Below are 23,390 nucleotides of genomic sequence, written 5' to 3'. Positions count from 1 at the left end.
AGTAAGGTTCTACTTAGTGAACAAACAGCTAGGAGGTAGTTAATAATAGAATAAATTTATGGGGGAAGTTAAATGATATTAATGTTAAATAGAGGAAAGATGCTATATGAAGTTCATTTATTTGTACGGAATTTATGCTGAAGAGTAATTGGTAAATTTTATATTTATGAAAAAGCTTGAGCTTAACACTATGTGAAGCCTTACATTATTGGAGAGAAGAACAGGAGGTTGAAAAATGAAAAAAATAGTAAAGCTTTGTTTCATAAGTGCATTATCTACAGCGATTATTAGTGGATGTTCTTTTGAGGGGAATCATGAAAATGTAAAAGGGAAAGAGGATGAGAAGGTAGAGGTACAGAAAAACGCTGGGAAATATACGATGCCGGATGAAAAAGATAAACATGAAGGTACATGGTTGCAATGGCCACATGAATACACATATGGACAAGAATATAAACAAGAAGTCGAACCAATTTGGGTTAAGATGGCAAGTGCTTTAACAGAGGGTGAAAAAGTCCACATTGTTGCATATGATGAGGAAGAGAAAGAGCGAATCAATAAGCTTTTAATAGATAAAGGGTTGAATATGGAGAAAATTGATTTCTTCATTGCTCCTACTGATGATGTATGGGCAAGAGATAGTGGACCGATTTTTGTTTATGATAATAATAAAAATTTAAAAATATTAGATCCAGCATTTAATGGATGGGGAAAGAAAACGCCTTATAAAAATGATGCTCGTATACGTGAGAATGTTAGTGAACAATTAGGGATTGAAAGAATTGATTGGGGAGAATTTGTTCTTGAAGGTGGCGCAATTGAATTAGACAGTAATGGAACAGCTTTATTAACCCGGAGTGCTGTAACGAATAAAAATAGAAACCCTGATTTATCAGAAAAGGAAATTGAAGAATATATAAGTGACCTTGGGGTAACAAACTTTATTTGGTTAGATGGCGTGCCTAATTTAGATATTACGGATTTTCATATTGATGGATTTGCTAAATTCCATGATAAATCTACCATTGTAACGATGAAAGAAGATGACCTAGCTGAATGGGGTTTATCAAACAAAGATATGGATACATTGTTAGATGCGAAAAATGCTTCAGGAAAGAAGTATAAGTATGAATACTTACCGCTTAGTAAAGCAAACGTTGCTTTAGAAAACGGGAAAACTCTCGATTATAAGGGATCATACATCAATTATTATATTGGGAATAAAGTGGTATTGGTGCCTAATTATAATGATCCGAATGACAAAATCGCAAACGATACGATTCAGAAGTTATACCCGGATCGTAAAGTAGTCGGTATTGATGTGAGAGAGCTTTATAAAAATGGCGGCATGATTCATTGTGTGACGCAACAACAACCCGTTAGTTTGAAGTAGTAAATGGAAGTGTAATTATCGGCAGGGATGTCCCATAGTTGAACTTTTGGCTAGGTGGCATTCTTTTTTATTTGTATAAAAAGGAGTAACGGTGTTGAAAGAAATCATTTTAATTAGCTTCATAATGATTGGATTTATGATTCTAGTATTTAATTGTATGCTTTCATAATTTTAAAGATTAAATAGGATTCATTACAATCATCAAATATTTATATTTTGAATCCTTGTCAAGAGTCAATTTACGGCTTAATGACGGCTTTATATTTTTTATATAAATATATAATATTTGCCCATGCTATAATCCATTCAAGAAATGTGCACGTTTTAAAAATTGTAATGAAAAGTATTGAGGAAGAGCGGGCGTTTTTAAATCGGCTAATCAATTATTATAAAAAAAGCGAGGTAAAATATATGGAACAAAAACAAAAGGGAATTATTTTTACTGCGATACCAGATGAATCAAATGAATATTATGAACCGTTTTATGAAGAACTTATTTATTTTAATGAAAATTTAAATGAAAAGAAGGGAGTTACAGATCAACTTATTTCTTTATCTGTTGAAGAACAAGAATTTCATACGAGCTTTTTTGAGTATGATGATATTTGGTTAAGAGATGTTGCGCCAGTTGTAACGAATCATCTTGTTAAATTTAAATATCGACCAAATTATTTACCAGATGATCAAGGGCGATATTTAGATCAACAATTTAATAAATGGTTGAAAAAGAACGACTTTGAATATGTGAAATCCCCGTTAATATTAGATGGTGGTAATCTTATTTGGAATAAAAAAGATACCGTTATATTAACAGAACGCATATTTGATGATAACGATGATTGGACAGAAGAGGAGATTATTGAGCAATTAGAATGGGATTTAGATGTGAGCCGAGTCATTATTATTCCTGCTGAAGAAGGAGATGTACTTGCACACGCAGACGGAATGGTTAAATTTATTGATGAACACACAATGTTTATTAGTGATTTTCTAGGAGATCATGAATTTAGATATAATGTTCAAGAGATTATTCAAGAGCAAATGCCAGAAGCTGAATTTATTGTTGTTCCTTCGTCATATACAGAGAAAGGCCAATATGATCAAGAAATAGCATCGGCAAAAGGCTTATATATAAATATGTTGGAAACATGTGACGCCATTTATGTTCCTAAGTTTGGATTAGCTAAAGATGGGGAAGTATTACGATATATTCAACAGTATACGGAGAAACAAGTTATTCAAATTCATGTAGGAGAAATATCGACTATGGGAGGCGCAATAAATTGTTTAACATGGTATTGTCCGAGTCATTTGTTACCTTCAAAAATGAAAAGATTGAGCGATCAAAATGAAGGTTCTTCAATTAGAAAGTTTTTTGATTGGTTTTAAGAAATAAGCTTATAAGAAAATGTAGCCAAGGGGTATTTATATGTATACAATTACTGAATTTTCGCGGATTTGTAAAATGAGTACACGGATGTTAAGACATTATGATAAAGAGGAAATATTGAAACCAGCATATGTAAATCCGGTAAATGGATATAGATATTATGAGCAAGGGCAGCTAGAAATAGCCTTGAAAATTAAAAAGCTGAGGGAGTACAAGTTTCCTTTACCGAAAATTAAAGTTATTCTCCAGTCATCAGATCAAAATTCATTTATTAAACATATGCAAGAGCAAATTGTAGAGTTGTCTCATGAAGTGAAACAAAATTTACAGGTTATTTCAGAAATGAATGAAATGGTAAGTATTAACAATGGTCTAAATATTGCCCGCCATAGAAGTTACGATATATTAATTGGAATGAGAAATGAAATAACGGTAATTGCTCAAAGGTTACAAATAGATATAGACGATATGGATGATTATTTTTATGACTTATATGAGAAAGTACAAAAAAATAACTTTCAAATAGTCGGTTCACCATCTACAGTTTTTTATGATGAAGAGTATATTCCTAATCAAAGTGATATTGAATTAAGAATTCCGATTATGGATGAAGACGATAAAGGCGTATTACAAGGATGCGAAATAAAAAAGCTTAATCAACATCAAATCGTTACTACTATGCATTATGGTAGTTATGATTATATAGGTTATGCATATATGGCGTTAGAAGAGTGGGTCGAAAGGAATGGCTATATAATGAAGAGTCCTCCATATGAAGTCTATATAAAGGGACCTGAATGTGATTGTTTAGTAGAGGAGTATGTAACACAAATATGTTTTTTAGTTTCGAAAATAGAATGAGAATATTGTTGGTATTTATGTGAATGAATTGTATGCGTATGGTGGCATGATTCACTGTGTGACGCAGCAGCATTTAGGATAAAGGGATTCAAATGAAAAAAACATGCAGAATATACACTCTGCATGTTTTTTTCTATAATGCTGAAAACTCTTCAACAAGTTGAGCGAATCGATTTAATGCACTTTCAATTGGTTCTGGCGTTGTTAAATCGACGCCAGCTTTTTTCAGTAAGTTTAATGGATAGTCTGAACTTCCACCTTTAAGGAATTCGATATAGTTTTTCTGAGCATTCGGATCGCCACTTAATAATTTATCAGCGATTTGAATGGCAGAGGCAAATCCAGTTGCGTATTTGTATACGTAAAATGGACGATAGAAATGAGGGATTCTAGACCATCCATATTTTACTTCTTCATCAAATACAAGTGAATCACCGTTATATTCCCTAAATAGGTTTTCATAAATTTCACTGAAGACTTGTGCATTTAATGGTTTACCTTGCTCAGCCAGTTCATGTGTGATTTTTTCAAATTCTGCAAACATGATTTGTGTAAAGAAAGTACCTTTAAAGCTATCGATAAAGTAGTTAATTAAATGATTACGCACGTTCGTTTCTTTCGCTTCTTTTAATAAATAATGAATTAATAACACTTCATTTACTGTAGAAGCAACTTCTGCGACGAAAATGGAGTAGTGTGCAGAAATTCTTGGTTGATAACCGTGTGAATAATGTGTATGCATACCGTGACCGCATTCGTGAGTAAGAGTGAAAAGGCTATTTAAATCATCGTGATGATTTAAAAGAATGAAAGGGTGAACGCCGTATACACCGAAGTTATAAGCACCAGAACGTTTTCCGGGTGTTTCTCTTACGTCTATATATCGTTTATCTTTAAAGCTTTTTAATGTTTCAATATACTCTTCTCCTAAAGGAGCTAGAGATGCAAGCATGATATCAAACGCTTCATCGTATGGAATGTCTTGTTTTACACCTTGTACTAAATCAACGCCTAAGTCGTATTGTCTTAGTTCATCTACATTTAATTTTTCTTTTCGCAGTTCATTGTATGTATGTAAAGATTGAATGTTTTTCTTCGTCGTATCAATTAAATTGTCATATACTTCTTTCGGAACCATATCGCCAAATAATGATTTCTCTAAAGCGGATGGATACTTTCTTAGCTTTGAAACTGTTACGTTATTTTTAATTGCAGCGGATAAAGTAGAAGCGATAGAATTCTTTAATTGAACATATGGTTTGTAATACGCTTTATAAGCTTCTTTACGTTTCTCACGATTCTCATCTTCTATTAACTTTGCATACATTCCGCGTGTTAAAGGTACTTTCTTTCCATCATCAGTCGTCACTTCACCAAAAATTATATCTGCATTATTTAACATGCCAAATGTGTGCTGCGGAGAGGAGAGTGCTTCACCCATTTGTGATAAAATTTCTTCTTGGTCTTTATTCAATACGTGTTTTTTGTAGCGGTATAACTCAAATAAATCTTCTTTATAATATTGTAAGCCCTCTGTTTCTTCTATGTAAGAATGTAATGTGTTTTCATCTATACTAAGTAAGAATGGAGAGAAGAATGATTTCGCTGCACTTACTTTCACATGTAATTGTGATGCTCTATCAACAAGGGATTGAGAGTCCGTATCGCGCGTATCAAGGTCAGATTGTAATCGTGCATAAGCAAACATTAATGATAATATGCTTGATATTTCTTCGCTCTTTGTTAAATAAGCTAGTAAACGATTCCCATCATGAATACTTCCATTAAATTCTTTTAGTTCACTTGTTAACTTTTCTATTTTTTTATAGTCATTTTCCCAATCATCAATCGTATCGTAAATATCTGTTAGATTCCATTTTTCACTATCAGGTACGTTTAATCGATTTTTAAGTTCTGTCATAATCATTTCCTTTCTAAACATGTAGTTATATTTCTATATAACTATGAAATACAACAAATTGCAAAAAATCCCTGCTGTAAGCAAGGTTTAAAAAATTAGAGTGTAATTCCGAATTTTGAATGTAATAGGTTTACATATTGTTCTTCTGTCACTGTTTCTTTTATTTTTTCACCATTTTTTGTTGCAGTAAGGCTATCTTTCGTTAAAGAGGCATGACCATCTTCAGTAAGTTTTACAATAAGAGGTACTTTGTTAAATGGTGAGCTCTCATGTTCAACGATAATTTTTTGTGCTGCATTTGCTTTCTCTTCATCTACTTCTTCTATATAAAATGCATAGCCTAACGTCCAATCATCAGCAGAAGATTGATCGAGAAACTCATTGTTTTTACGCATTTCTAAAATGTAATTACCCTTTTCAGTTGTTTCTTTGCGAATACGATAATCTCCTGTTACGGAGTGAATGACTTCACCTGAGAAAGGGACAGGTGCAAGAGGTAAGTATGATCCGAATCCAACTTCAATTAAATAAAGTTCATTATGGTGTTTTAAAACTGTTGCGATATGTCCAGAGTCGACAGCCCATAGAGAGTTTGTAGCGTTATAAACTGTTCCTGAAACGAGATGAACATTGAATCCAGAATCTTTAAGGAAGTAATACATAGTCGGGTTTAGTTCATAACAAAGACCGCCGCGGTTGTTTATTAAAATTTTTTCTTTCAGATTTTCTTTTGATATTTCTGTAAAGTTCCTTTCGAGAACATTTAAGTTTTCAAATGGCACAGTTTGTGCCATTGCATACATAATGTTAGGTAAATCTTCAAATGAAACCGTTTCTTGTTCATGTATATGTAATCGTGCGAAAAATTGTTTCTGAAAGTCTGTCATAGTAATCCCTCCGGCATGCTTTTATAGATAAATTGTAAACAATCTTGAGTAAGATGTGAAATTAAAACTATGTTGAAGTACTTGTGAAATATTTGAAGTTATGCTAAAAAAATAATGTAAGAGATTAGAAGAGTGTAGCTTTATTCAAAACTTCTCGTCTTTTTTATAAACGTCGTGAATCTATCAGGGCATTTATATATATGAAGTAAAGAGGAGATGCAATATGAAAAAAATAAAAATAAAATATAGCATGATGTTTAGTTTATTACTATTAACATCATGTGATATATCGGATAAAGAAATTGAACAAAAAGCGCAAAGTTATACAAAATCGGAGTATGGTATGTCTGTTAAACTAAATCAAGTTGAAACACTGGATAACGGAAAAGACTTCCTTGGTCCAAAGGGACGGATAGCTTCTGTGCAACAAGTAGATGAACCGCATTTGCAATTTCAACTTTATTTCGATGGACAAATCTCTCCAAAAGTAAATAATGATAACTATAAAATAAAAAAAGAAGCGAATGATTTACAAGAACGATTCAATACATATTATGAAGAAAAAGAGAATAATACTATACTTGCTTTCGATCAAATACAGACGGGGGATAATGTTTCTCATAAGAATGCTGAGAAAGAAATAGAGAAGAAAAATTTGAAGCAGTATTATACGGCAGTTTTTAGAAGTAATACTGTTTTAGATGTAAATAATCCTTCACATATGGAAACATTAGCGGAGATTGCAAGAAGTATTCAGGAATTTAATAAAACACTTGAAAATAATAAGAGTAGCGTGGAAGATATAACGATTCAGTTACCAAATACAAATAAGGATGTATTACAAAATATTGCAGTAGATTATATATTAACTGCTGAAGAAGCAAAAAAGACCCTTGAGAAAAAGGCTGATTATATGAAAGTTTTACAGCTTAATAGGTGAAAAAATTATTCTTCCTCAGGTGTGTGGAGGACAATAGTCTGACACCTTTACTTCTTACAAAACATATAGTATGATGATTTCAGTAAATTAGATTTCAATGACTATAATATAAATTAATGAGAGGTGCTTTTTGTGAGTGCGGTAGGTACTAAATAGGAAAAATTTAATGAAATAAATCAGATAAGATCAGGGGATTTTTATGTACACCATACCCCTAACTTTGTCATGGATTTATTTCGATACCTATGAAGATACCTACAATACTTTATAAAGCGTGTAATAAGAGGAGTGCCATATACTTTTTAGGTGGCTTATTTTCTCATACGGTATTACACATGCCTTGTAAATGTAAAAGCTGCGGTATCCCCGCAGCTTTTTTGTATATATTTTTAATGTATAAAAATGGTAATTGAATAATGTATAGCTCATTGGAATCTAATGAGTAGGTATCTTCATTGATGATAGAAATTAATCATAGTGAGGAGAAACAAAATGAATACGATGACTTTTGAAAAGTTACAATATAACGAATTAAAGGAAATAGTGAAATCTTATTGTGTAAGTGGACTAGGAAAAGAATTAATAAATAAATTAGAGCCGAGTACGAGTATAAAAGTAGTGAGAAATCGCTTAAATGAAACGACAGAAGCAAGAGCAATATTAGATGCAGAAGGGCATGTGCCTTTCTTCGGAATTTCTAATATCGCTAGCACAATTCAAAAATTAGAAAAAGGGATGATTTTAGATCCAGAAGAATTAGTAAGTGTTTCAGACTTTTTACGTGGATGTAGAAAGATTAAAAAGTTTATGTTAGATAAAGAATTTTTTGCACCAGTATTAGCTTCCTACGCAAATTCAATGACTGAATATAAAAGTATTGAAGAGGAAATTAACTTTTCAATTAAAGGAACTAGCATTGATGCAGCTGCTAGTAAAGAGTTAAAGCGAATTCGTAATAACATCGATTCTGTAGATGGAAAAATAAAAGAACGTTTAACGAAGTTTTTAAATAGTAGTGCAAATAAGAAATATATTCAGGAATTCTTTATTAGTAAAAAGGATGATCGCTATACGATTCCAATTAAATCGTCCTATAAAAATCAAGTTGCGGGAAGTATTGTTGAAGCTTCGGCAAAAGGCTCTACTGTATTTATAGAACCGCATACGGTTACGAAGTTAAATGTGGAACTAGCAAGTTTGAAAGCAGAAGAAGCGATGGAAGAGTATCAAATTTTAGCGACGTTATCAGGAATGGTATTAGAAAATATTTATCATATAAAAATTAATATGGAACTTATTAGCCAGTATGATATGGTATTTGCGAAAGCGAAGTTTAGTAAATCAATCGATGGAATAGAACCGAAGTTAAACGATCATGGCTACCTTCATTTAGTAAATTGTAAGCACCCACTTTTAACAGGGGAAGTTGTACCGTTAAACTTTGAAATCGGTCAAGAATACCGTAGTTTAATTATTACAGGGCCGAATGCGGGTGGTAAAACAATTGTGCTAAAAACAATTGGATTACTAACATTAGCGACAATGTCAGGCCTTCATATTGCTGGAGATAAAGAAACGGAAATTGCTATTTTTGAAAAGGTGTTTGTAGATATTGGTGATAATCAAAGTATCGAAAATGCACTAAGTACATTCTCATCTCATATGAAAAATCTATCCGAGATTATGAGGGTGTCAAATAATAATACGCTTCTATTATTTGATGAAATAGGAAGCGGTACAGAACCAAATGAAGGTGCGGCACTTGCGATTTCTATTTTAGAAGAGTTGTACCTAGCGGGATGTATTACAATTGCGAGTACGCATTACGGAGAAATTAAACGCTTCTCAGAAATGCATGATGACTTTATGAATGCAGCGATGCAATTTAATAGTGAGACGTTAGAACCGCTTTATAAATTAGTAATAGGTAAATCAGGGGAAAGTAATGCACTTTGGATTGCGAATAAAATGAATGTAAGAGAACATGTACTAAACAGAGCGAAAGAGTACATGGGAAATAAAGAATACGCTCTAGAAAAAGTGAATGAAAGTAAAATTAGAAAACCGAAATTTGTGCAAGAAAAAAGAGAAAATCATTATGAGTATAAAATCGGCGACCGTGTGAATTTATTGGATCATGATGATTTTGGTATCATTTATAAGGAAAAAGATAATTTCTATAACGTCGTTGTGTATTACAACGGTGAATTTATTGAAGTGAATGTAAAACGTATTACATTAGAGGTAGCGGCGCAGGAATTATATCCAGAAGGGTACGATTTAAGTACACTATTTGTCGATTATAAAGAACGAAAAATGCAACATGACATTGAGCGCGGATCGAAAAAAGCGCTTCGTAAAATCCAAAAAGAAATAAGAAAGAATAGAGGATAAGTTAAAATGGTAACGATTAGACAAGAACAAAAAAACGATTATAGAAAAACAGAAGGAGTTGTACAACAAGCATTTTTACATGAAGAATTTAGTGATAAAAAAGAACACGAACTTGTAAAACGTATTAGAGAATGTGACGCGTTTATTCCGGAGTTATCTATCGTTGCTATAGATGAGGAAATCGTTGGTCACATTATGTTATCGAAAATTACGATAGAACAGGATGGGACTTCTGTAGATTCGTTAGCACTTGCACCAGTTTCAGTTGCTAGGGGCCATCAGAAAAAAGGAATTGGCGGAAAGCTTATCGCGGCTGCTTTAGAAAAAGCGAAAGAACTTGGATATGGATCAGTTGTTGTGTTAGGACATCCAGAGTATTATCCAAGATTCGGTTTTAAGAAAGCAAGTGAGTGGAATATAAAGGCACCATTTGAAGTGCCTGATGAAGTGTTTATGGCGATGGAATTAAGAGGGGATGCTCTGCAAGGTGTAGAAGGGATTGTACAATATTCGAGTGCTTTTGCTGAGTAGAAGTATCGGTTAAGAAATGTATCATAAAAAACGCTATCTTTTTGTTGGGATATACAGAAAGGTAGCGTTTTTTTATTAAGTAAATCCAGTTACGTATATTTTGCTCAATGAATAATTAAGATGGTAAAATTGATATAGAAATGTAAAGGGAGAGAAGAGAATGAATAAGCGAGAAACAAATAGCAATGAGAATGTAGTTACGTTATATGTTACAAGACACGGTAAAACAATATTAAATACGAATCATCGCGCGCAAGGTTGGGCAGATTCTCCATTAGTAGAAAAAGGTGTGGAAGTTGCCACAAATTTAGGAACAGGATTAAAAGATATTCATTTTACGAATGCGTATAGTAGTGATAGTGGCCGCGCGATTGAAACTGCTAATTTAGTATTAAAATATAGTGAGCAGTCAAAATTGAAACTTGAGAAAAGAAAAGATTTACGAGAATTAAATTTCGGTATTTTTGAAGGTGAAAAACTTGAAAATATGTGGGATGTGATTGGAAAAGCTGCAGGCGTTGCATCACCAGAAGAACTTATGAAGTTTTCTATTCAAGAAGTGATTGACCTTATTAGAGCAGCAGATCCTACGAAACAGGCGGAAGATTGGGAATTATTTTCTACTCGTATAAAAACAGAGATTGATAAAATTAGTGAAGAAGCTGCTGAAAATGGTGGAGGCAACGTTTTAGTTGTCGTTCATGGGCTTTTGATAACTGCGTTAATAGAAATGATAGACAGTAGTAAAACAAAACTTGGAGTAGAAAATGCTAGTGTGACGAAAATTTTATATAAAGATGGGGAGTACATCGTCGAGTCGGTTGGAGATATGAGTTATGTTGCAAAAGGAAAAGAAAGTGTAGAAATATAAAAAATCACATATAGAAATAAGAAAAGGAAGGTAGAGAAATCTAGCTTCCTTTTGTGTATTACGGGATTAATAAAATCTTCCCTGTACTTTTTCTGCTCTCTAATAATTCATGGGCACGGGCACCGTCTTGTAAAGAGAATGTAGTAGGACTCGCGATGTTTAATTTTCCACTAGCGATCCAATCAAATAATTGAGTAGAACGCTGTTTACGTTCTTCGAAAGTAGTAAGCACGTTCCAAAGGTCGCCGCCAGTTAAAGTTTTTGAAGTATCCATAAGCATACGTGGATCAACGGGCGCAGGATTACCGCCAGCCATTCCGAAAAATACGACAGTACCACCAATTTTAGTAGCGTTAAAACTTTCCTCAAGTGTAGAACCTACTGATTCATATACAACATTTACTCCCGTACCATTTGTTATTTCAAGTACTTTCGTAGGCCATGATTCAGTATATAAAAATACGTGATCGGCACCAGCTAACGTAGCTACCTGTGCTTTTTCTTTTGATGATGTTAGACCAATTACTGTTCCGCCCTGTAGTTTAATCATTTGAATAAGTAGTTGACCAACACCACCAGCTGCGGCATGAACTAAAGCTATATCACCTTGTTTTATTTGATAGCTATCTTTCGTTAAATAATGTGCTGTTAGACCTTGCAATAAGACAGAAGCAGCTGTTTCAAAAGAGATAGCATCTGGAAGCGGGATTGCTTTTTCTGATGGAACGGCAACTAATTCTGCATTTGCAAATGGAACATCCGCAAATGCAATGCGGTCTCCAGCATTGATAGTAGTAACGTTAGCTCCTACTTTTTCAACAATTCCAGCCCCTTCATAACCTAATATATAAGGCGGGTTGCCAGCGAGATGATAATCGCCGCGGCGTCTATAAATATCAGCAAAATTTAAACCGATTGCTTTCGTGCGTACAAGAATTTCATTTGGATTTATGATTGGATCATTTAGTTCTTTATATTGTAGTACATTAGCGTCTCCGAATGTTTCGAAACAAAGTGCTTTCATATGGAATACCTCCATTTATATTGTTTGTCGATGTTCTTTATCATACAATACAAATAACGATAGAAAAAGATGATTATTTCGATGGAATCAATCGGAAATATCGATTAGAGGGAATGACAAATGGAGATAAAACAGTTAATTACATTTAAAGTAGCTGCAGATACTTTAAATTTTACACAAACTGCGAAGAAATTAAACTTTGCCCAATCGAGCGTAACAGCGCAAATTAAAACGTTAGAGGTTGAGCTAGGTACGCCATTATTTGAGAGATTAGGAAAACGTCTTTTCTTAACTGAAGCAGGAAGAAAGTTTCAACTATATGCTGATAAGATGATTGCACTTAGTAATGAAGCAAAAATGGCTGTGAAGGATGATGAAGAAATAGCAGGTACGTTAATAATTGGTGCACAAGAAAGTCAGTGTACATATAGGCTTCCATCTATATTAAAGAGGTTTAAAGCACAATTTCCTCAAATAAAACTTATATTTAAACCGGCGCATTCCAATAAAGATGCGAAGGAACAATTGATGGAGGGGAAAGTAGACCTTGCATTTATTTTGGACGAATGCAAAACAGAAGATGTTTTGCATGTGGAACCGCTTATGAAAGAAGAATTAAAAGTAGTGGCGGCTCCAGCGCACCGTTTACTTGAACAGCCTTCTGTCTCTATAAAAGATTTAGAGAGTGAAACACTGTTACTAACAGAACTAGGTTGCTCGTATCGGACTTTATTTGAGGAGTTATTTCGTACGGAAGACGTATATCCGGCAAATAAGATTGAATTTGTTAGCGTAGAGGCGATTAAACAATGTGTTATTGCAGATTTAGGTGTAGCCGTGTTACCAGCGATAGTTGTAGAAAAAGATATACGAGAAGGGACAGTAAAGGAGTTGGTTTTAAAAGAAACAATTCCCCCGATTTATACACAAATCGCTTGGCATAAAGATAAATGGATGACAGCGCCGTTGCAACAATTTATTGATGTAACGAGGGAGTCTTTTAATTAGCAGGTGTTTATAATAAACGATCAACTTATTTACGGAAAGAAAGAGCATGTTTTGAAAAAGGTTAATCAAAACATGCTCTTTCTTTTTTTTTTGTTTATTTAGTTCAGTTGTATTGGTATAAACAAATTTTAATGTTATCGGCAGTTATAGTAATTAACTAAGATCTGTGTCAGGAGGAGTGTATCCGAGGTGACGAGCCATAGATACAATCTGTCCTTTATGATGAAATTCATGCGTCTCCGTATGAGTTAAAAGCCATAGCGGAGTTGTGTTCCAAGGTTCCTTTTGCCATTTCACTTCATTTGCTATATTTTCAAGCCACCTGCCATTGTGTTCATCTAAAAAACGTTGGACAGTTTCATCAACTAACTTAAATCTATCACGAACTTTCGCAACATCTGCCTGCTCAATTTCATAATCGTTAGCAAATAAAAAATCTGCTCGTTTTTGCTTAAATGCGAATGATCCGAGCCAATATCGATAGCAATCAGCCACATGAATATGGGTTTTTATAATGCTACCGCTTCCGAAATTAGGAACTGTGCTGTGCAATTTTTCTAGTGGAATATCTTCTAAAAACGTAAATAGAGTTTCTCTTGTAGCGCTAATAAGGTGATATTGTTGTTTTAAAATATCTAGCATGTAAATACACTCCTCTTTTATTTACTAAACTATTTGAGTAGTAAGTAATTCTATATTTATAAGGAGTGGACCTTTTTATTATTTTCACTAAGCATATTAGGTGTATTTCTTAATTATTTCTGATAGATTAAACAAGGTGAAACTTTAATAAGTTGAACATTCTTAGCTCATAATAAACTGTATATAAAAAAGGGGAGCGATAAAATGAATAGAACAGTTGGTTTAAAACAATTTGAATTAACGCGTGGGGCATTACTTAAATTTATGGAAACGTTAGATGATAAAACTGCAGATACGCAGCCAGAGGGCTTTAACAATACAATTCGCTGGCATATTGGTCACGTGTTAACGGCAGCAGAAACTTTCATGTTTGGAAGAGAGTTTAAACACTTACCAACTGAATACCCAGGTATGTTCGGGTATGGATCAAGACCATCTAAATGGGAAAAAGAAGGACCATCACTAGAAGTGTTAACAGCTCAATTAAAAGAACAAGCAAAGCGTATTAACGAAATTCCAGCAGAAGCATTTGAAAACAAACTTCCAGAACCATTCCTAGGATTGGAAACAGTAGGAGAACTTTACGGTATGATGCTTTATCATGAAGCGGATCATATTGGGCAAATGAAGGCGATGGAACGTATTATTAAAGCTCTTTAGTTTTGGATAAAGTTTAATTGCATACAAAAAGGGTAGATAATTTATTATCTACCCTTTTTGTCTAACTTCTTGAAGGATTAGGGACTATCATCGTAATGCTGATGAAGAAGGATAGGAAAGCGATCTATTAGGATAAAGAAGCCTTCTAATTTTTAGGGTGTGATGATTAAATATAGTATTCCTAAATATGGAATATAAGTATAATAATAGAGAAGAAATAGAAATAGGGGTGAATACTATGATTACATTAGAACAAAAGTTGGAGCAATACACACATACATATGCACAGTTAAAGGGAGAACTAAAATGGAAAACGAGTGATTCTCGAACAGGAATGATGATTGCTGCTATGTATACAGGTAGTGATAAATTGTTTGATCGCGGACGTTTTTTAGAAATTAGTAGTTATATTAAAAATCAGGTAGGGATGTTTTCATACTTAAAGTCTTATCATCGCTTTGTAGTGGCCGCAACATTAGATATTCACTTTACAGATTACAAGAAAGCTTTCCGAAATTTTTTAGATTTATATGAACAATTGGTCACTGGTGGCTTTAGCAGGAGTATATTTACTTATCTCGCAGCAACTGTGCTTTTAACAGAAGAAAATGAACAGCATGGCACACACATTCAGCGCTCGATGCAAGTATATAAACGCATGAAAAAGGATTATCTTTTTCTTACAGGCACAAATGATTATCCGCTCGCGGTTTTACTAGCAGGACAATCAGAGAATGTAGAAACGCTTATGGACCGAGTGGAACGTCTTTATCAGAAATTAGCGACAGCTGGCTTGCGTAAAGGGAATGATCTTCAATTTTTAAGTCATATTCTTTCGCTAAAGAAGGATGTCAGGGAAGAAATGTTAGTTGCAAAATGCACAAACATATGGAATTTGTTAAAGCAAGAAAAGGTAAAAGTGAAACAGATGCATTACCCAGCTATCGGGCTACTAGCGTTACTTGAGGATGGAGAAAAAGAGATTCATTCTATTAAAGCATTGATTGAAAAATTGCAGGGGGAGAAATTATTCCGTTGGCATACAGATACGAATATTCTTATGGCTATTCAACTGTTCGTAAGTCAAAAAGGTGAGGAAAGTAACGCGAACAACACAGGTTTACAAACAATGATAGAAGTCCTCGTACAAGCACAACAGGCAGCCATGATGGCAACGATTGCCGCTTCATCTGCCGCAACATCTTCTGCTAGTAGTAGTTCATAATGTGCGACTGCTTATGCTCTTGTAAATTATGATGAATCTATAGCTTCTTTGATGAGGACGATTAAAAAAACAGTTAGCCCATCATTCTCTAATGAGTGGTGGGCTAACTGTTTTTGCATAATCAGCGTTATCTTTTCGACTCTTTCAAATGTTTGAGCTGTGTAACAATCATAATGCTAATAACAACGAGTAAAAACCATGAGCTAATTTTACTTAAGTGAACGAGATTCCATGCTTCCCGTTGATTTGGATATTGCCATGCTCCGAAAAATGTTGCGATGTTCTCTGCAATCCAAATGAAGAAACCAATAAGAAAAAAGGAGAGAATGAGCGGCATTTTATATGTAACGCCTTGCAATGAAAATTCCACAAATGTGTGAAAGAAAACAATGAATAATAGTAAAGTTAATACCCATCTAAAATCGTATAGAAAATGATGTGTAAAAAAATTAAAGTAAATCATAGCGCCTAACGGTATGGCAAAAATAGCTTTAGGCCAATGATACATTTGTAAATGCAATCTTCTCCACGCTTGGCATATGTAACTTGCGACACTCGCATACATAAACCCACTGTAAAGCGGAACTCCGAATACTTTTGAATACGCCTCTTCAGGATAACTCCATGAACCGAAATGAACTTTATATATTTCTAGAAAGAGCCCGATGAGGTGAAAGACAGTAATTACTTTTAATTCGTCTTTCGTCTCAAGTCCAGTCTTGTACATAATCCACTGCATCAGAAGACATACGATGAGTATGAAATCATAGCGATATAACCCTGGAATAGAAATGATTTTTGAAAGGGCTAGTGTCAAGAAAATAACGACTGGGAATAAGCAAGATAATGCTTGTTCATAAGTAAAATAGAGTAGTTGTTTTATATAAAACATTGTTTCACCTTCTATGATTTCTTGTTTTGATTGAATAATCTGAAGAATAACTAAGTATACTATAGTTCTAAATAATAGAGAACTATAATTAGTTTGTTTGAAAAAGCATAAAAATGTAAAATGAAGTTAATTTAATGAAAGGGAGTTGTGCCAATGTTAGCGCTTATTGTAAGTATCCCGTTTATAGAGCAGTTCATGGAAGTTGGGGATCAATAGGCTAGAATAATTGTCCCCGCTATTTAATAAAGGGGGAGTTTGAAATGACAATGAATCTTTTTCAAAATAAAGCTATTACATTATCAGTTATGAGAGAAACGGATGCGAAAGTAATGGCTACGTGGCAAGAGGATAGTGAATATTTAAGAAATATAGATACAGATTTGGCATTCCCGCAATCGTTACATGAAATAGCGAGTGACAGACTATTAAAGGGACGAAAATCGAATAGTGTTTCTTTCATGTTAAGGACAGTTCAAGATGATCGCTTAATTGGTTTTGTGGCAATCCATGGCGTAGAGTGGAATAACAGAACGGGTTTGTTAGCAATTGGTATAGGAGATGCGAATGATAGAGGGAATGGATATGGGAGAGAAGCAATACACCTTATTCTAAAGTATGCTTTCTATGAAATGAATTTACACCGCGTTGGCCTCGATGTTATTTCTTATAATAAAGCAGCCATTGCACTGTACAAAAAGATGGGTTTTCAGATGGAGGGGTGTATGAGGGAAGCAGTTCAAAGAGATGGAAAGTGTTTTGATCGTATCATTATGGGGATATTGCGGGATGAATGGATAGAGCTGCAAAACTAGTAAAAACATACAAAAATAATTGTATAGTGCAGTGAGAAAAATCTAATATTCAGATAACTAGAAGGGAGGGGGGTACTAATGGAAGGTTTCTCTTTATTAAGAGAGTGTTTATATCAGCTAGAGGAACGATTACTTAAGCCAGAGGTTCGCACATCTCCAAAAGAGCTTAAAAAGATACTTGCAGATGATTTTTTTGAGTTTGGGAGTTCTGGTAAAGTTTTATATAAAAATGAGGATATCGATAAAAATGGAATAGGCGTGGTAAAAATGACTTTAAGTGATTTTGAAGTACATCCTTTATCCAAAGATGTAGTATTAACTACTTATCGAATATTCAATGAAATAAATAATCAACACTCGTTACGTAGTTCAATTTGGAAATTTAGAGAAGGAAGGTGGCAAATGTATTTTCACCAAGGTACACCTGCTAAATTTTAATGAAGCTATGTTTTTTAGGTGTGAAAAGAAACTATAAAAAATAGAATTGTTGAATATATGGTATGCAGGAGATATAATGATAATTGGCGAATTTTTACAGTAGACTGATTGAATTTATAAGGAGTTATGCGAGATGAACTTAGAAAAAAGTAAGCCAGTAAACGAAGAGGTCGCTGAATTAAAGGAGCTTATAAAAGAATTGCACGGAAGTGTGCACCAACTAAGGCACGAGAGACCAGTTGTTGAAGTGAGAAAAGGTGTTCAATTATCCCCAACAATCATCGGACAAATTGGTGGTATGATTTTAGGTGGATTAGCAATTATCGGGATATTTTGGTGATGAAAAAAGGTATGCGGCGTAGTGCTGCATACCTTTTGTGTTTGAAGATATAATTTCATACAATATAACTTTTACATTAAATAACGTAAATATATATAAGCATGTGATAATAATAATGCAATGATTGTTAATGGTAAACCAATTTTTAAGAAGTCCATATAAGAGAAAGCATGTCCTTCACGTTTTGCAATACCGGCAACGACTACGTTTGCGGATGCTCCGATTAACGTTCCGTTTCCTCCTAAGCAAGCACCAAGAGATAATGCCCACCATAATACTTCGATTTGCGGAGAATCGACAGATAGTCCGAGTCCTGTAGCTAAATCTTGAATAAGTGGGATCATTGTTGCGACAAATGGAATGTTGTCGATTGTCGCAGATGCGATACCGGATACCCATAAGATAAGTATAGCAGCGAAACCGATGTCGCCATTTGTTACGTCAAGTACTTGTTGTGCAAGAGAAGAAATGAGTCCGATATCAATTAACCCGCCAACGAGAACGAATAGTCCGGCGAAGAAGAAGATGGTTACCCATTCAACGTGGGCGAATACATCTTCAATATCATGTTCTTTCACGCCGATTAACATAAGAAGTGTAGCACCTGTCATCGCGATAACCGCAGCATCTACATGAATAATGGAATGAAGTACAAAGCCTAAAATAGTTAGTCCTAAAATCGTAATCGATTTTAAAAGGAGACTTCGATCTTTAATATAATCTTTTTCATTTAATGCCATTAACAATTTAATTTGTTCAGGCGTTGTTTTTAGTTTGTTGCGATACATGAAGTAAATAATGCCAAGTGTCACGATAGAAATAATAATTACGATTGGAGCTAAGTTAAGTAAAAAGGCATTAAAATCTAAATGCTTATTTGCTGATCCAATCATAATGTTAGGTGGATCACCGATTAATGTTGCTGTTCCGCCTATATTTGAAAATAGTACTTCTGAAATCAAATAAGGAACAGGGTTTACTTTTAAAATACGTGTAATGGACAGTGTAACAGGTACGATTAATAAGACTGTTGTTACGTTGTCCAAAAATGCAGAACCGACAGCGGTTAATAGGGAGAGTAATAATAAAATGCGGATCGGTTTTCCGCCAGCTGCTTTTGCCGCTTTAATGGCTACAAATTCAAAAACGCCTGATTGACTCGTAATATGTACGAGAATCATCATCCCAATTAAAAGGGTGATCGTTTCCCATTGAATATGTGATGTGAAAGCAGTATGTAATTCTACAACTCCAAAAATAACCATAATAGCAGCGCCGAATAGTGCGATTACAGCACGATTCAATTTCTCAGAAATAATAAATCCGTACGTGACTAAAAATACGGCAATTGCAAAATAATATTGCCAATTTGCTACTTCATGTGCTGATTGTTCCAATCGTGTCACCTTCTTTAAAGTATGTATTCAATTGTAAAAATGCATTCCTCTGCATAATTTATATTGTAGCAAATTCAAAAAAGAAAGAAAACTAATTAACAAAGTGAAGGAAAAAATGTATTTTTTACATATGATATAAAAAATATAAAAAACACAGTGCAAATTATTAGGAAAAGTGAGAGTTGTCCTCTAATATAGAGATAGCAATTTACATTATTTTTGCGTAAAATGGTTTAAAGAGGTGAATTCCGATGGAAATAGTAAAAGATAGTTCTCTTATTCAAAATGAAATTGAACGTTTTGTAAATAAAGATGTATATATTCATTTAGAAACGACGAACGGAGCGTATGCGTCACACTTTAATGAAAAGATGATGACAGTTGGAGCATTCATTCGAAATGCAATTATTCGCTTTGAACGCGGGAAGATTACTGGAACAAACCCATACCGAGTTGGTCTAAAGATGGATCATGGCTGGGTATATGCAGAAGGTATTACGCACTGGGAAGTAGACGGTCAAGAGCGTTTATTACTTGCAGGGCATGATAATCAAGGTCGCTTAGCGGTAGCGCTTGAGTTAAGCTTAACACCATTTAAGTAAGAAGGAGGGAAACTTATGGAGAGACATGTACTTGTTGTATTTCCGCATCCAGATGATGAAGCATTTGCTGCGGGAGGAACAATTCGCTTATTAACAGACCAAGGAGTACCTGTAACGTATGCATGTGGTACTCTTGGACAAATGGGACGTAACATGGGGAAAAATGTATTCGCTAACCGTGAAACGATTCCAAATATCCGAGAAAAAGAATTAAAAGATGCATGTGAAGCGATGGGAATCAAAGATTTAAGAATGCTTGGTTTCCATGATAAAACGTTAGAATTTGAAGATGTTGATTTCGTTGCAGATAAAATTGAAGCGATCATTCAAGAAGTAAATCCATCTCGAATTATTACATTTTATCCAGAGCACGGCGTACATCCAGATCATGATGCATTTGGCCGCGCTGTCGTTCGCGCCGTATCACGTATGTCAAAAGAAGAGCGTCCAGTTATTCATGCGGTTGCGATTACGAAAAATCGTGAAGCTGTACTCGGTGAGCCGGATGTTGTAAATAATATTAGTGAAGTATTTGAACATAAATTAGCTGCACTAGGCGCGCATCGTTCGCAAACAGAAGCGATGCTTGAAGAAACGCATGCAAAAATAAAGAATAAAGATGCAGCAACATTAAAATGGCTACAACTTGAACAATTTTGGACTTATAAATGGGAGTAGGCTAGAAGATTTTCTTCTAGTAGCTCTTACATAGAAAAAGCATAGTCACTTCAGTGATGGTTTCGAAGAGAAATTCATATCTTTTTTTAGTAACAATCTGTTCATGAATCAATTTTATTAGAAAAATGCTAATAGCAAAAAATTAAATCGAAAATGGTAGCGCGGGTGCTTATGCCTGCGCTACCATTTTTTGATTAACCACGATTTTAGCTACAAGGGTGTTGTCTCATCCGTGAACTAGCCTACTTTTCCAACAACCTCTTTTTTAGTGCTACGGTTTTACAAAATTTATTTATTGAGTAAGGGATTTCCTTAGTAACTGTTTTTTCATCATCTACAATAAATTGTGAATCTAGTCTTCATGTGGGAAATTTGATTGAAGATCCAGTATAGCGAGATTTAAACATTACATATATAGGTCATGTAGATTGTAAATAAAATACTAAATTCATAATTTAAAATAGATTGATAGATGAAGGCGGGGGGAAACCAGGTTTTATCCAAAACCTGTTATTGGTTTATGTTTGGTTTCATTAATTACAAAATCAGTTACAAAAGTTACAAAAACTATTTTTGTTACCTAAATAGTCTTATATTACGGAGGAGAGCATGAAAAAGGCCTTTAGGAGGGGGCAAAAGATTTTGGTAAATAAAAATTGTGAATCATTAAAAATACGGTATCAAAATTGGACATACTCATGTTATGAATCTATAAATGAAGGGGAATAGTATGAGTAAACCAATGGCATTTAAATGAAAACATTATTAATCAGAAATTTATGCTCATTTTAAGATGGCAGATATGATACAACATAAGATTTCGAGATTTGATAGGGATGATGAAACGATGTAATGATACTGATTACAACGTTATCAGTAATTGCTTAGTTTGTAAATATTAAAATTAGTAAAGAGAATATTGCATTAGAAAAATGAAGGCTTATAGCAATCAATTTTCAAGTTTTTAAGTTTATAACAGTTGAAAGAGCAGAAATGCCATCAACCTATTAAGTCATTGTCATTACATAGTCATATTAGAAGCCATCTAATAATAATTGATGGGAGAATGGCATGATAAAAAGAATAACTTCGTTTTTTTCAATTTTAATGCTTTTTATGTTGACTATAGGTCAGAGTTTGGTACCTATAATTGCGAGTGCAAAAGAGTTAAATACAATAGGACTTGTGGATAGTTTTAAGTTGGATAAATCAGATCTACAGAGCGGAGAACTGACTAAAATAACTGTAAACTTCAGTGAAAAAAACGGAATTAAGCTGCAGCCTGGAGACACACTAACATTAGCACTACCCCCAGAATTAAACGGCTTGAATACAACGTTTGATTTAAGTGATTATGGTACTTGTAAAGTAACTTCAGGTACGGTGGTATGTACATTTAATGATAAAGCAGATACACATCAAAATATTAGAGGATATTTAAACTTTAGAGTACAAGCTACTAATGCAGGAACGGGTGAAAAGAAAGAGTTTGAAACAAATTTAGGTACAAATTTAGATAAGCAAACTGTAACGATTACCGGCCCAAGTGGTGGCGGTGGTACAAATCCTGGAAAGCAGCCGTTTTTTTATAAAACTGGTGATATGCTCTCAGGTAAGGACAATGAAGTACGTTGGTTCTTGAACATAAACTTAAATAAAGAAGAGTTAAGCAGTAATATTGTTGTGTCTGATAGTTTGCGAGAAGGTCAAATACTTAATAAAGATAGTTTCAGAATAAGTGTTGATAACTATCTAGGCCGACAAAGTTTATCACTGCAAGACTTTGAATCTAAAGGTTATGGAAAGATCACATTTACTAGTGACACTTCATTTAAAGTAGTGCTTTATAAGGATAAGGCACGCCTTGCAGCTTTTTCAATTGCTTATACATCTACTATAACGGAAGCTGGAAAGAAGCAAGAATTCTTTAAGAATGATTATACAGTTGATTACCAAGTTCTGTACAAAGAACCAGTTTCTGAATCAGGTAGTTATCAAGTCGAAAATATGGCAGCTGGTGGTGGCGCTGAAGGTGAGTTACCTTCAAAAGGAACGCTAAGGATTGTTAAGCATCTTGAAGGAAATGAAGAAAAAGTAATCCCGAAAGTTTCGTTTAAGTTGTATAAAGAGTCGGGTGAGCAAGTTGGAAATGAACATGAAACAAATGAAAAAGGGATAATTGAAATCCTTAATTTACAACCAGGTAAATATTATGTGCAAGAAGTTTCAGCACCAGACTACGTTGATTTCGATCCTCAAGAAAAAATAAGTTTCGAAGTTAAATCCGGTTCTGTAAATGGAATTAAGTTACCAATTCCGAATAAGGTGAAAACTACATTCATTGCAGGAACGAAAACTTGGAATGACAACGACGTATCAGATCGACCAACAACAATCAAAGTAGACTTACTACAAGATGGTCAGGTCATCAAAACGCAAGAAGTAAGTGAAGCAACAGGGTGGGAATATACATTCAAAGATTTG

General features: G+C 34.1%; 22 protein-coding genes. 16 read left to right on the top strand and 6 right to left on the bottom strand.

Annotated features, from left to right (window positions below):
* Positions 1–235 precede the first annotated feature (235 nt).
* From COC96_RS26230 to COC96_RS26220, 3 genes are all read left to right on the top strand, one after another.
* On the top strand, positions 236–1,393 hold the full coding sequence (locus COC96_RS26230) for an agmatine deiminase family protein (RefSeq protein ID WP_098769708.1): 1,158 nt from the start codon (positions 236–238) through the stop codon (positions 1,391–1,393).
* 411 nt (positions 1,394–1,804) lie between these two features.
* Positions 1,805–2,782 carry an agmatine deiminase family protein gene (locus COC96_RS26225; RefSeq protein WP_098769706.1) on the top strand — a complete coding sequence of 326 codons (978 nt, stop codon included), beginning with the start codon at positions 1,805–1,807 and terminating at the stop codon, positions 2,780–2,782.
* 40 nt (positions 2,783–2,822) lie between these two features.
* Positions 2,823–3,644 (top strand): MerR family transcriptional regulator, encoded by an 822-nt coding sequence (locus COC96_RS26220; RefSeq protein ID WP_098769704.1) that lies wholly within the window; start codon positions 2,823–2,825, stop codon positions 3,642–3,644.
* 133 nt (positions 3,645–3,777) lie between these two features.
* Here COC96_RS26220 and pepF read toward each other — a convergent pair whose 3' ends face one another.
* Together pepF and COC96_RS26210 are read right to left on the bottom strand one after the other, a co-directional pair.
* The gene (gene pepF, locus COC96_RS26215) at positions 3,778–5,565 is read right to left on the bottom strand and encodes an oligoendopeptidase F (RefSeq protein ID WP_098267125.1); all 1,788 of its coding nucleotides are present in this window, start codon (positions 5,563–5,565) and stop codon (positions 3,778–3,780) included.
* Positions 5,566–5,660: 95 nt separating this feature from the next.
* On the bottom strand, positions 5,661–6,452 hold the full coding sequence (locus COC96_RS26210; protein WP_098267126.1) for an arylamine N-acetyltransferase family protein: 792 nt from the start codon (positions 6,450–6,452) through the stop codon (positions 5,661–5,663).
* Positions 6,453–6,675: 223 nt separating this feature from the next.
* On the opposite strand from COC96_RS26210, the gene COC96_RS26205 reads away from it, so the two are divergent.
* The 4 genes from COC96_RS26205 to COC96_RS26190 all read left to right on the top strand — a co-directional run bounded on the left by COC96_RS26205 (position 6,676) and on the right by COC96_RS26190 (position 11,188).
* Complete coding sequence (locus tag COC96_RS26205) at positions 6,676–7,392, top strand: hypothetical protein (RefSeq protein ID WP_098769702.1); 717 nt, start codon at positions 6,676–6,678, stop codon at positions 7,390–7,392.
* Between the two features lie 492 nt (positions 7,393–7,884).
* Positions 7,885–9,786, top strand: coding sequence for an endonuclease MutS2 (locus COC96_RS26200; RefSeq protein ID WP_098769700.1), 1,902 nt, complete (start codon positions 7,885–7,887; stop codon positions 9,784–9,786).
* 6 nt (positions 9,787–9,792) lie between these two features.
* Complete coding sequence (locus COC96_RS26195) at positions 9,793–10,317, top strand: GNAT family N-acetyltransferase (RefSeq protein ID WP_098267129.1); 525 nt, start codon at positions 9,793–9,795, stop codon at positions 10,315–10,317.
* A 160-nt stretch (positions 10,318–10,477) separates the two neighbouring features.
* The gene (locus tag COC96_RS26190; protein WP_098267130.1) at positions 10,478–11,188 is read left to right on the top strand and encodes a histidine phosphatase family protein; all 711 of its coding nucleotides are present in this window, start codon (positions 10,478–10,480) and stop codon (positions 11,186–11,188) included.
* 58 nt (positions 11,189–11,246) lie between these two features.
* Here COC96_RS26190 and COC96_RS26185 read toward each other — a convergent pair whose 3' ends face one another.
* Positions 11,247–12,212 carry a quinone oxidoreductase family protein gene (locus tag COC96_RS26185; RefSeq protein ID WP_098769698.1) on the bottom strand — a complete coding sequence of 322 codons (966 nt, stop codon included), beginning with the start codon at positions 12,210–12,212 and terminating at the stop codon, positions 11,247–11,249.
* Positions 12,213–12,332: 120 nt separating this feature from the next.
* Here COC96_RS26185 and COC96_RS26180 point away from each other — a divergent pair, with 120 nt between their 5' ends.
* Positions 12,333–13,220, top strand: a complete 888-nt coding sequence (locus tag COC96_RS26180; protein WP_098267132.1) for a LysR family transcriptional regulator — start codon at positions 12,333–12,335, stop codon at positions 13,218–13,220.
* Between the two features lie 153 nt (positions 13,221–13,373).
* Here the strand turns inward: COC96_RS26180 and COC96_RS26175 are convergent, their stop codons facing one another.
* Entirely contained in the window at positions 13,374–13,862 is a 489-nt protein-coding gene (locus tag COC96_RS26175) for a DinB family protein (RefSeq protein WP_098267133.1), read from the bottom strand.
* Between the two features lie 204 nt (positions 13,863–14,066).
* Between COC96_RS26175 and COC96_RS26170 the strand changes: the two genes are divergently transcribed.
* Both COC96_RS26170 and COC96_RS26165 read left to right on the top strand, forming a co-directional pair.
* Entirely contained in the window at positions 14,067–14,522 is a 456-nt protein-coding gene (locus COC96_RS26170) for a DinB family protein (RefSeq protein ID WP_098267134.1), read from the top strand.
* Between the two features lie 187 nt (positions 14,523–14,709).
* A complete protein-coding gene (locus tag COC96_RS26165) occupies positions 14,710–15,747 on the top strand; it encodes a DUF4003 domain-containing protein (RefSeq protein ID WP_098769696.1) in 1,038 nt (345 codons plus the stop codon).
* A 127-nt stretch (positions 15,748–15,874) separates the two neighbouring features.
* Here the strand turns inward: COC96_RS26165 and COC96_RS26160 are convergent, their stop codons facing one another.
* Positions 15,875–16,639: a DUF817 domain-containing protein gene (locus COC96_RS26160; RefSeq protein WP_098769695.1), complete on the bottom strand. Its 765-nt coding sequence runs from the start codon at positions 16,637–16,639 to the stop codon at positions 15,875–15,877.
* Positions 16,640–16,899: 260 nt separating this feature from the next.
* Between COC96_RS26160 and COC96_RS26155 the strand changes: the two genes are divergently transcribed.
* The 3 genes from COC96_RS26155 (at position 16,900) to COC96_RS26145 (ending at position 18,229) form a co-directional block, all read left to right on the top strand.
* On the top strand, positions 16,900–17,451 hold the full coding sequence (locus tag COC96_RS26155) for a GNAT family N-acetyltransferase (protein ID WP_098267137.1): 552 nt from the start codon (positions 16,900–16,902) through the stop codon (positions 17,449–17,451).
* A gap of 78 nt (positions 17,452–17,529) precedes the next feature.
* Positions 17,530–17,889, top strand: a complete 360-nt coding sequence (locus tag COC96_RS26150; protein ID WP_098769693.1) for a nuclear transport factor 2 family protein — start codon at positions 17,530–17,532, stop codon at positions 17,887–17,889.
* A gap of 133 nt (positions 17,890–18,022) precedes the next feature.
* Positions 18,023–18,229 carry a hypothetical protein gene (locus COC96_RS26145; protein ID WP_098769691.1) on the top strand — a complete coding sequence of 69 codons (207 nt, stop codon included), beginning with the start codon at positions 18,023–18,025 and terminating at the stop codon, positions 18,227–18,229.
* Positions 18,230–18,300: 71 nt separating this feature from the next.
* On the opposite strand, the gene COC96_RS26140 is transcribed toward COC96_RS26145, so the two are convergent.
* Positions 18,301–19,626 carry an ArsB/NhaD family transporter gene (locus COC96_RS26140; RefSeq protein WP_098769689.1) on the bottom strand — a complete coding sequence of 442 codons (1,326 nt, stop codon included), beginning with the start codon at positions 19,624–19,626 and terminating at the stop codon, positions 18,301–18,303.
* A 251-nt stretch (positions 19,627–19,877) separates the two neighbouring features.
* On the opposite strand from COC96_RS26140, the gene COC96_RS26135 reads away from it, so the two are divergent.
* The 3 genes from COC96_RS26135 to COC96_RS28265 all read left to right on the top strand — a co-directional run.
* Entirely contained in the window at positions 19,878–20,228 is a 351-nt protein-coding gene (locus COC96_RS26135; protein ID WP_000407040.1) for a YojF family protein, read from the top strand.
* A gap of 15 nt (positions 20,229–20,243) precedes the next feature.
* The gene (bshB2, locus tag COC96_RS26130) at positions 20,244–20,906 is read left to right on the top strand and encodes a bacillithiol biosynthesis deacetylase BshB2 (RefSeq protein WP_000439461.1); all 663 of its coding nucleotides are present in this window, start codon (positions 20,244–20,246) and stop codon (positions 20,904–20,906) included.
* A 1,071-nt stretch (positions 20,907–21,977) separates the two neighbouring features.
* On the top strand, positions 21,978–23,390 hold a 1,413-nt coding region (locus COC96_RS28265), incomplete at its 3' end, for a collagen binding domain-containing protein (protein ID WP_441296600.1).

This window comes from Bacillus cereus, from assembly GCF_002577405.1.
Classification (GTDB): domain Bacteria; phylum Bacillota; class Bacilli; order Bacillales; family Bacillaceae_G; genus Bacillus_A; species Bacillus_A cereus_AU.
Note: the sequence above shows the minus strand (reverse complement) of the source record. Positions and strands in the feature narration are given on the sequence as shown.

Coding starts and splice junctions, on each gene's coding strand:
- COC96_RS26160 (WP_098769695.1), bottom strand. CDS start 16,639: ATGTTTTATATAAAACAACTACTCTATTTTACTTATGAACAAGCATTA.
- COC96_RS26225 (WP_098769706.1), top strand. CDS start 1,805: ATGGAACAAAAACAAAAGGGAATTATTTTTACTGCGATACCAGATGAA.
- COC96_RS26155 (WP_098267137.1), top strand. CDS start 16,900: ATGACAATGAATCTTTTTCAAAATAAAGCTATTACATTATCAGTTATG.
- COC96_RS26210 (WP_098267126.1), bottom strand. CDS start 6,452: ATGACAGACTTTCAGAAACAATTTTTCGCACGATTACATATACATGAA.
- COC96_RS26165 (WP_098769696.1), top strand. CDS start 14,710: ATGGAATATAAGTATAATAATAGAGAAGAAATAGAAATAGGGGTGAAT.
- COC96_RS26135 (WP_000407040.1), top strand. CDS start 19,878: ATGGAAATAGTAAAAGATAGTTCTCTTATTCAAAATGAAATTGAACGT.
- COC96_RS26195 (WP_098267129.1), top strand. CDS start 9,793: ATGGTAACGATTAGACAAGAACAAAAAAACGATTATAGAAAAACAGAA.
- COC96_RS26180 (WP_098267132.1), top strand. CDS start 12,333: ATGGAGATAAAACAGTTAATTACATTTAAAGTAGCTGCAGATACTTTA.
- COC96_RS26190 (WP_098267130.1), top strand. CDS start 10,478: ATGAATAAGCGAGAAACAAATAGCAATGAGAATGTAGTTACGTTATAT.
- COC96_RS26200 (WP_098769700.1), top strand. CDS start 7,885: ATGAATACGATGACTTTTGAAAAGTTACAATATAACGAATTAAAGGAA.
- COC96_RS26170 (WP_098267134.1), top strand. CDS start 14,067: ATGAATAGAACAGTTGGTTTAAAACAATTTGAATTAACGCGTGGGGCA.
- pepF (WP_098267125.1), bottom strand. CDS start 5,565: ATGACAGAACTTAAAAATCGATTAAACGTACCTGATAGTGAAAAATGG.
- COC96_RS26205 (WP_098769702.1), top strand. CDS start 6,676: ATGAAAAAAATAAAAATAAAATATAGCATGATGTTTAGTTTATTACTA.
- COC96_RS26220 (WP_098769704.1), top strand. CDS start 2,823: ATGTATACAATTACTGAATTTTCGCGGATTTGTAAAATGAGTACACGG.
- COC96_RS26185 (WP_098769698.1), bottom strand. CDS start 12,212: ATGAAAGCACTTTGTTTCGAAACATTCGGAGACGCTAATGTACTACAA.
- COC96_RS26145 (WP_098769691.1), top strand. CDS start 18,023: ATGAACTTAGAAAAAAGTAAGCCAGTAAACGAAGAGGTCGCTGAATTA.
- COC96_RS26150 (WP_098769693.1), top strand. CDS start 17,530: ATGGAAGGTTTCTCTTTATTAAGAGAGTGTTTATATCAGCTAGAGGAA.
- COC96_RS26175 (WP_098267133.1), bottom strand. CDS start 13,862: ATGCTAGATATTTTAAAACAACAATATCACCTTATTAGCGCTACAAGA.
- COC96_RS26230 (WP_098769708.1), top strand. CDS start 236: ATGAAAAAAATAGTAAAGCTTTGTTTCATAAGTGCATTATCTACAGCG.
- bshB2 (WP_000439461.1), top strand. CDS start 20,244: ATGGAGAGACATGTACTTGTTGTATTTCCGCATCCAGATGATGAAGCA.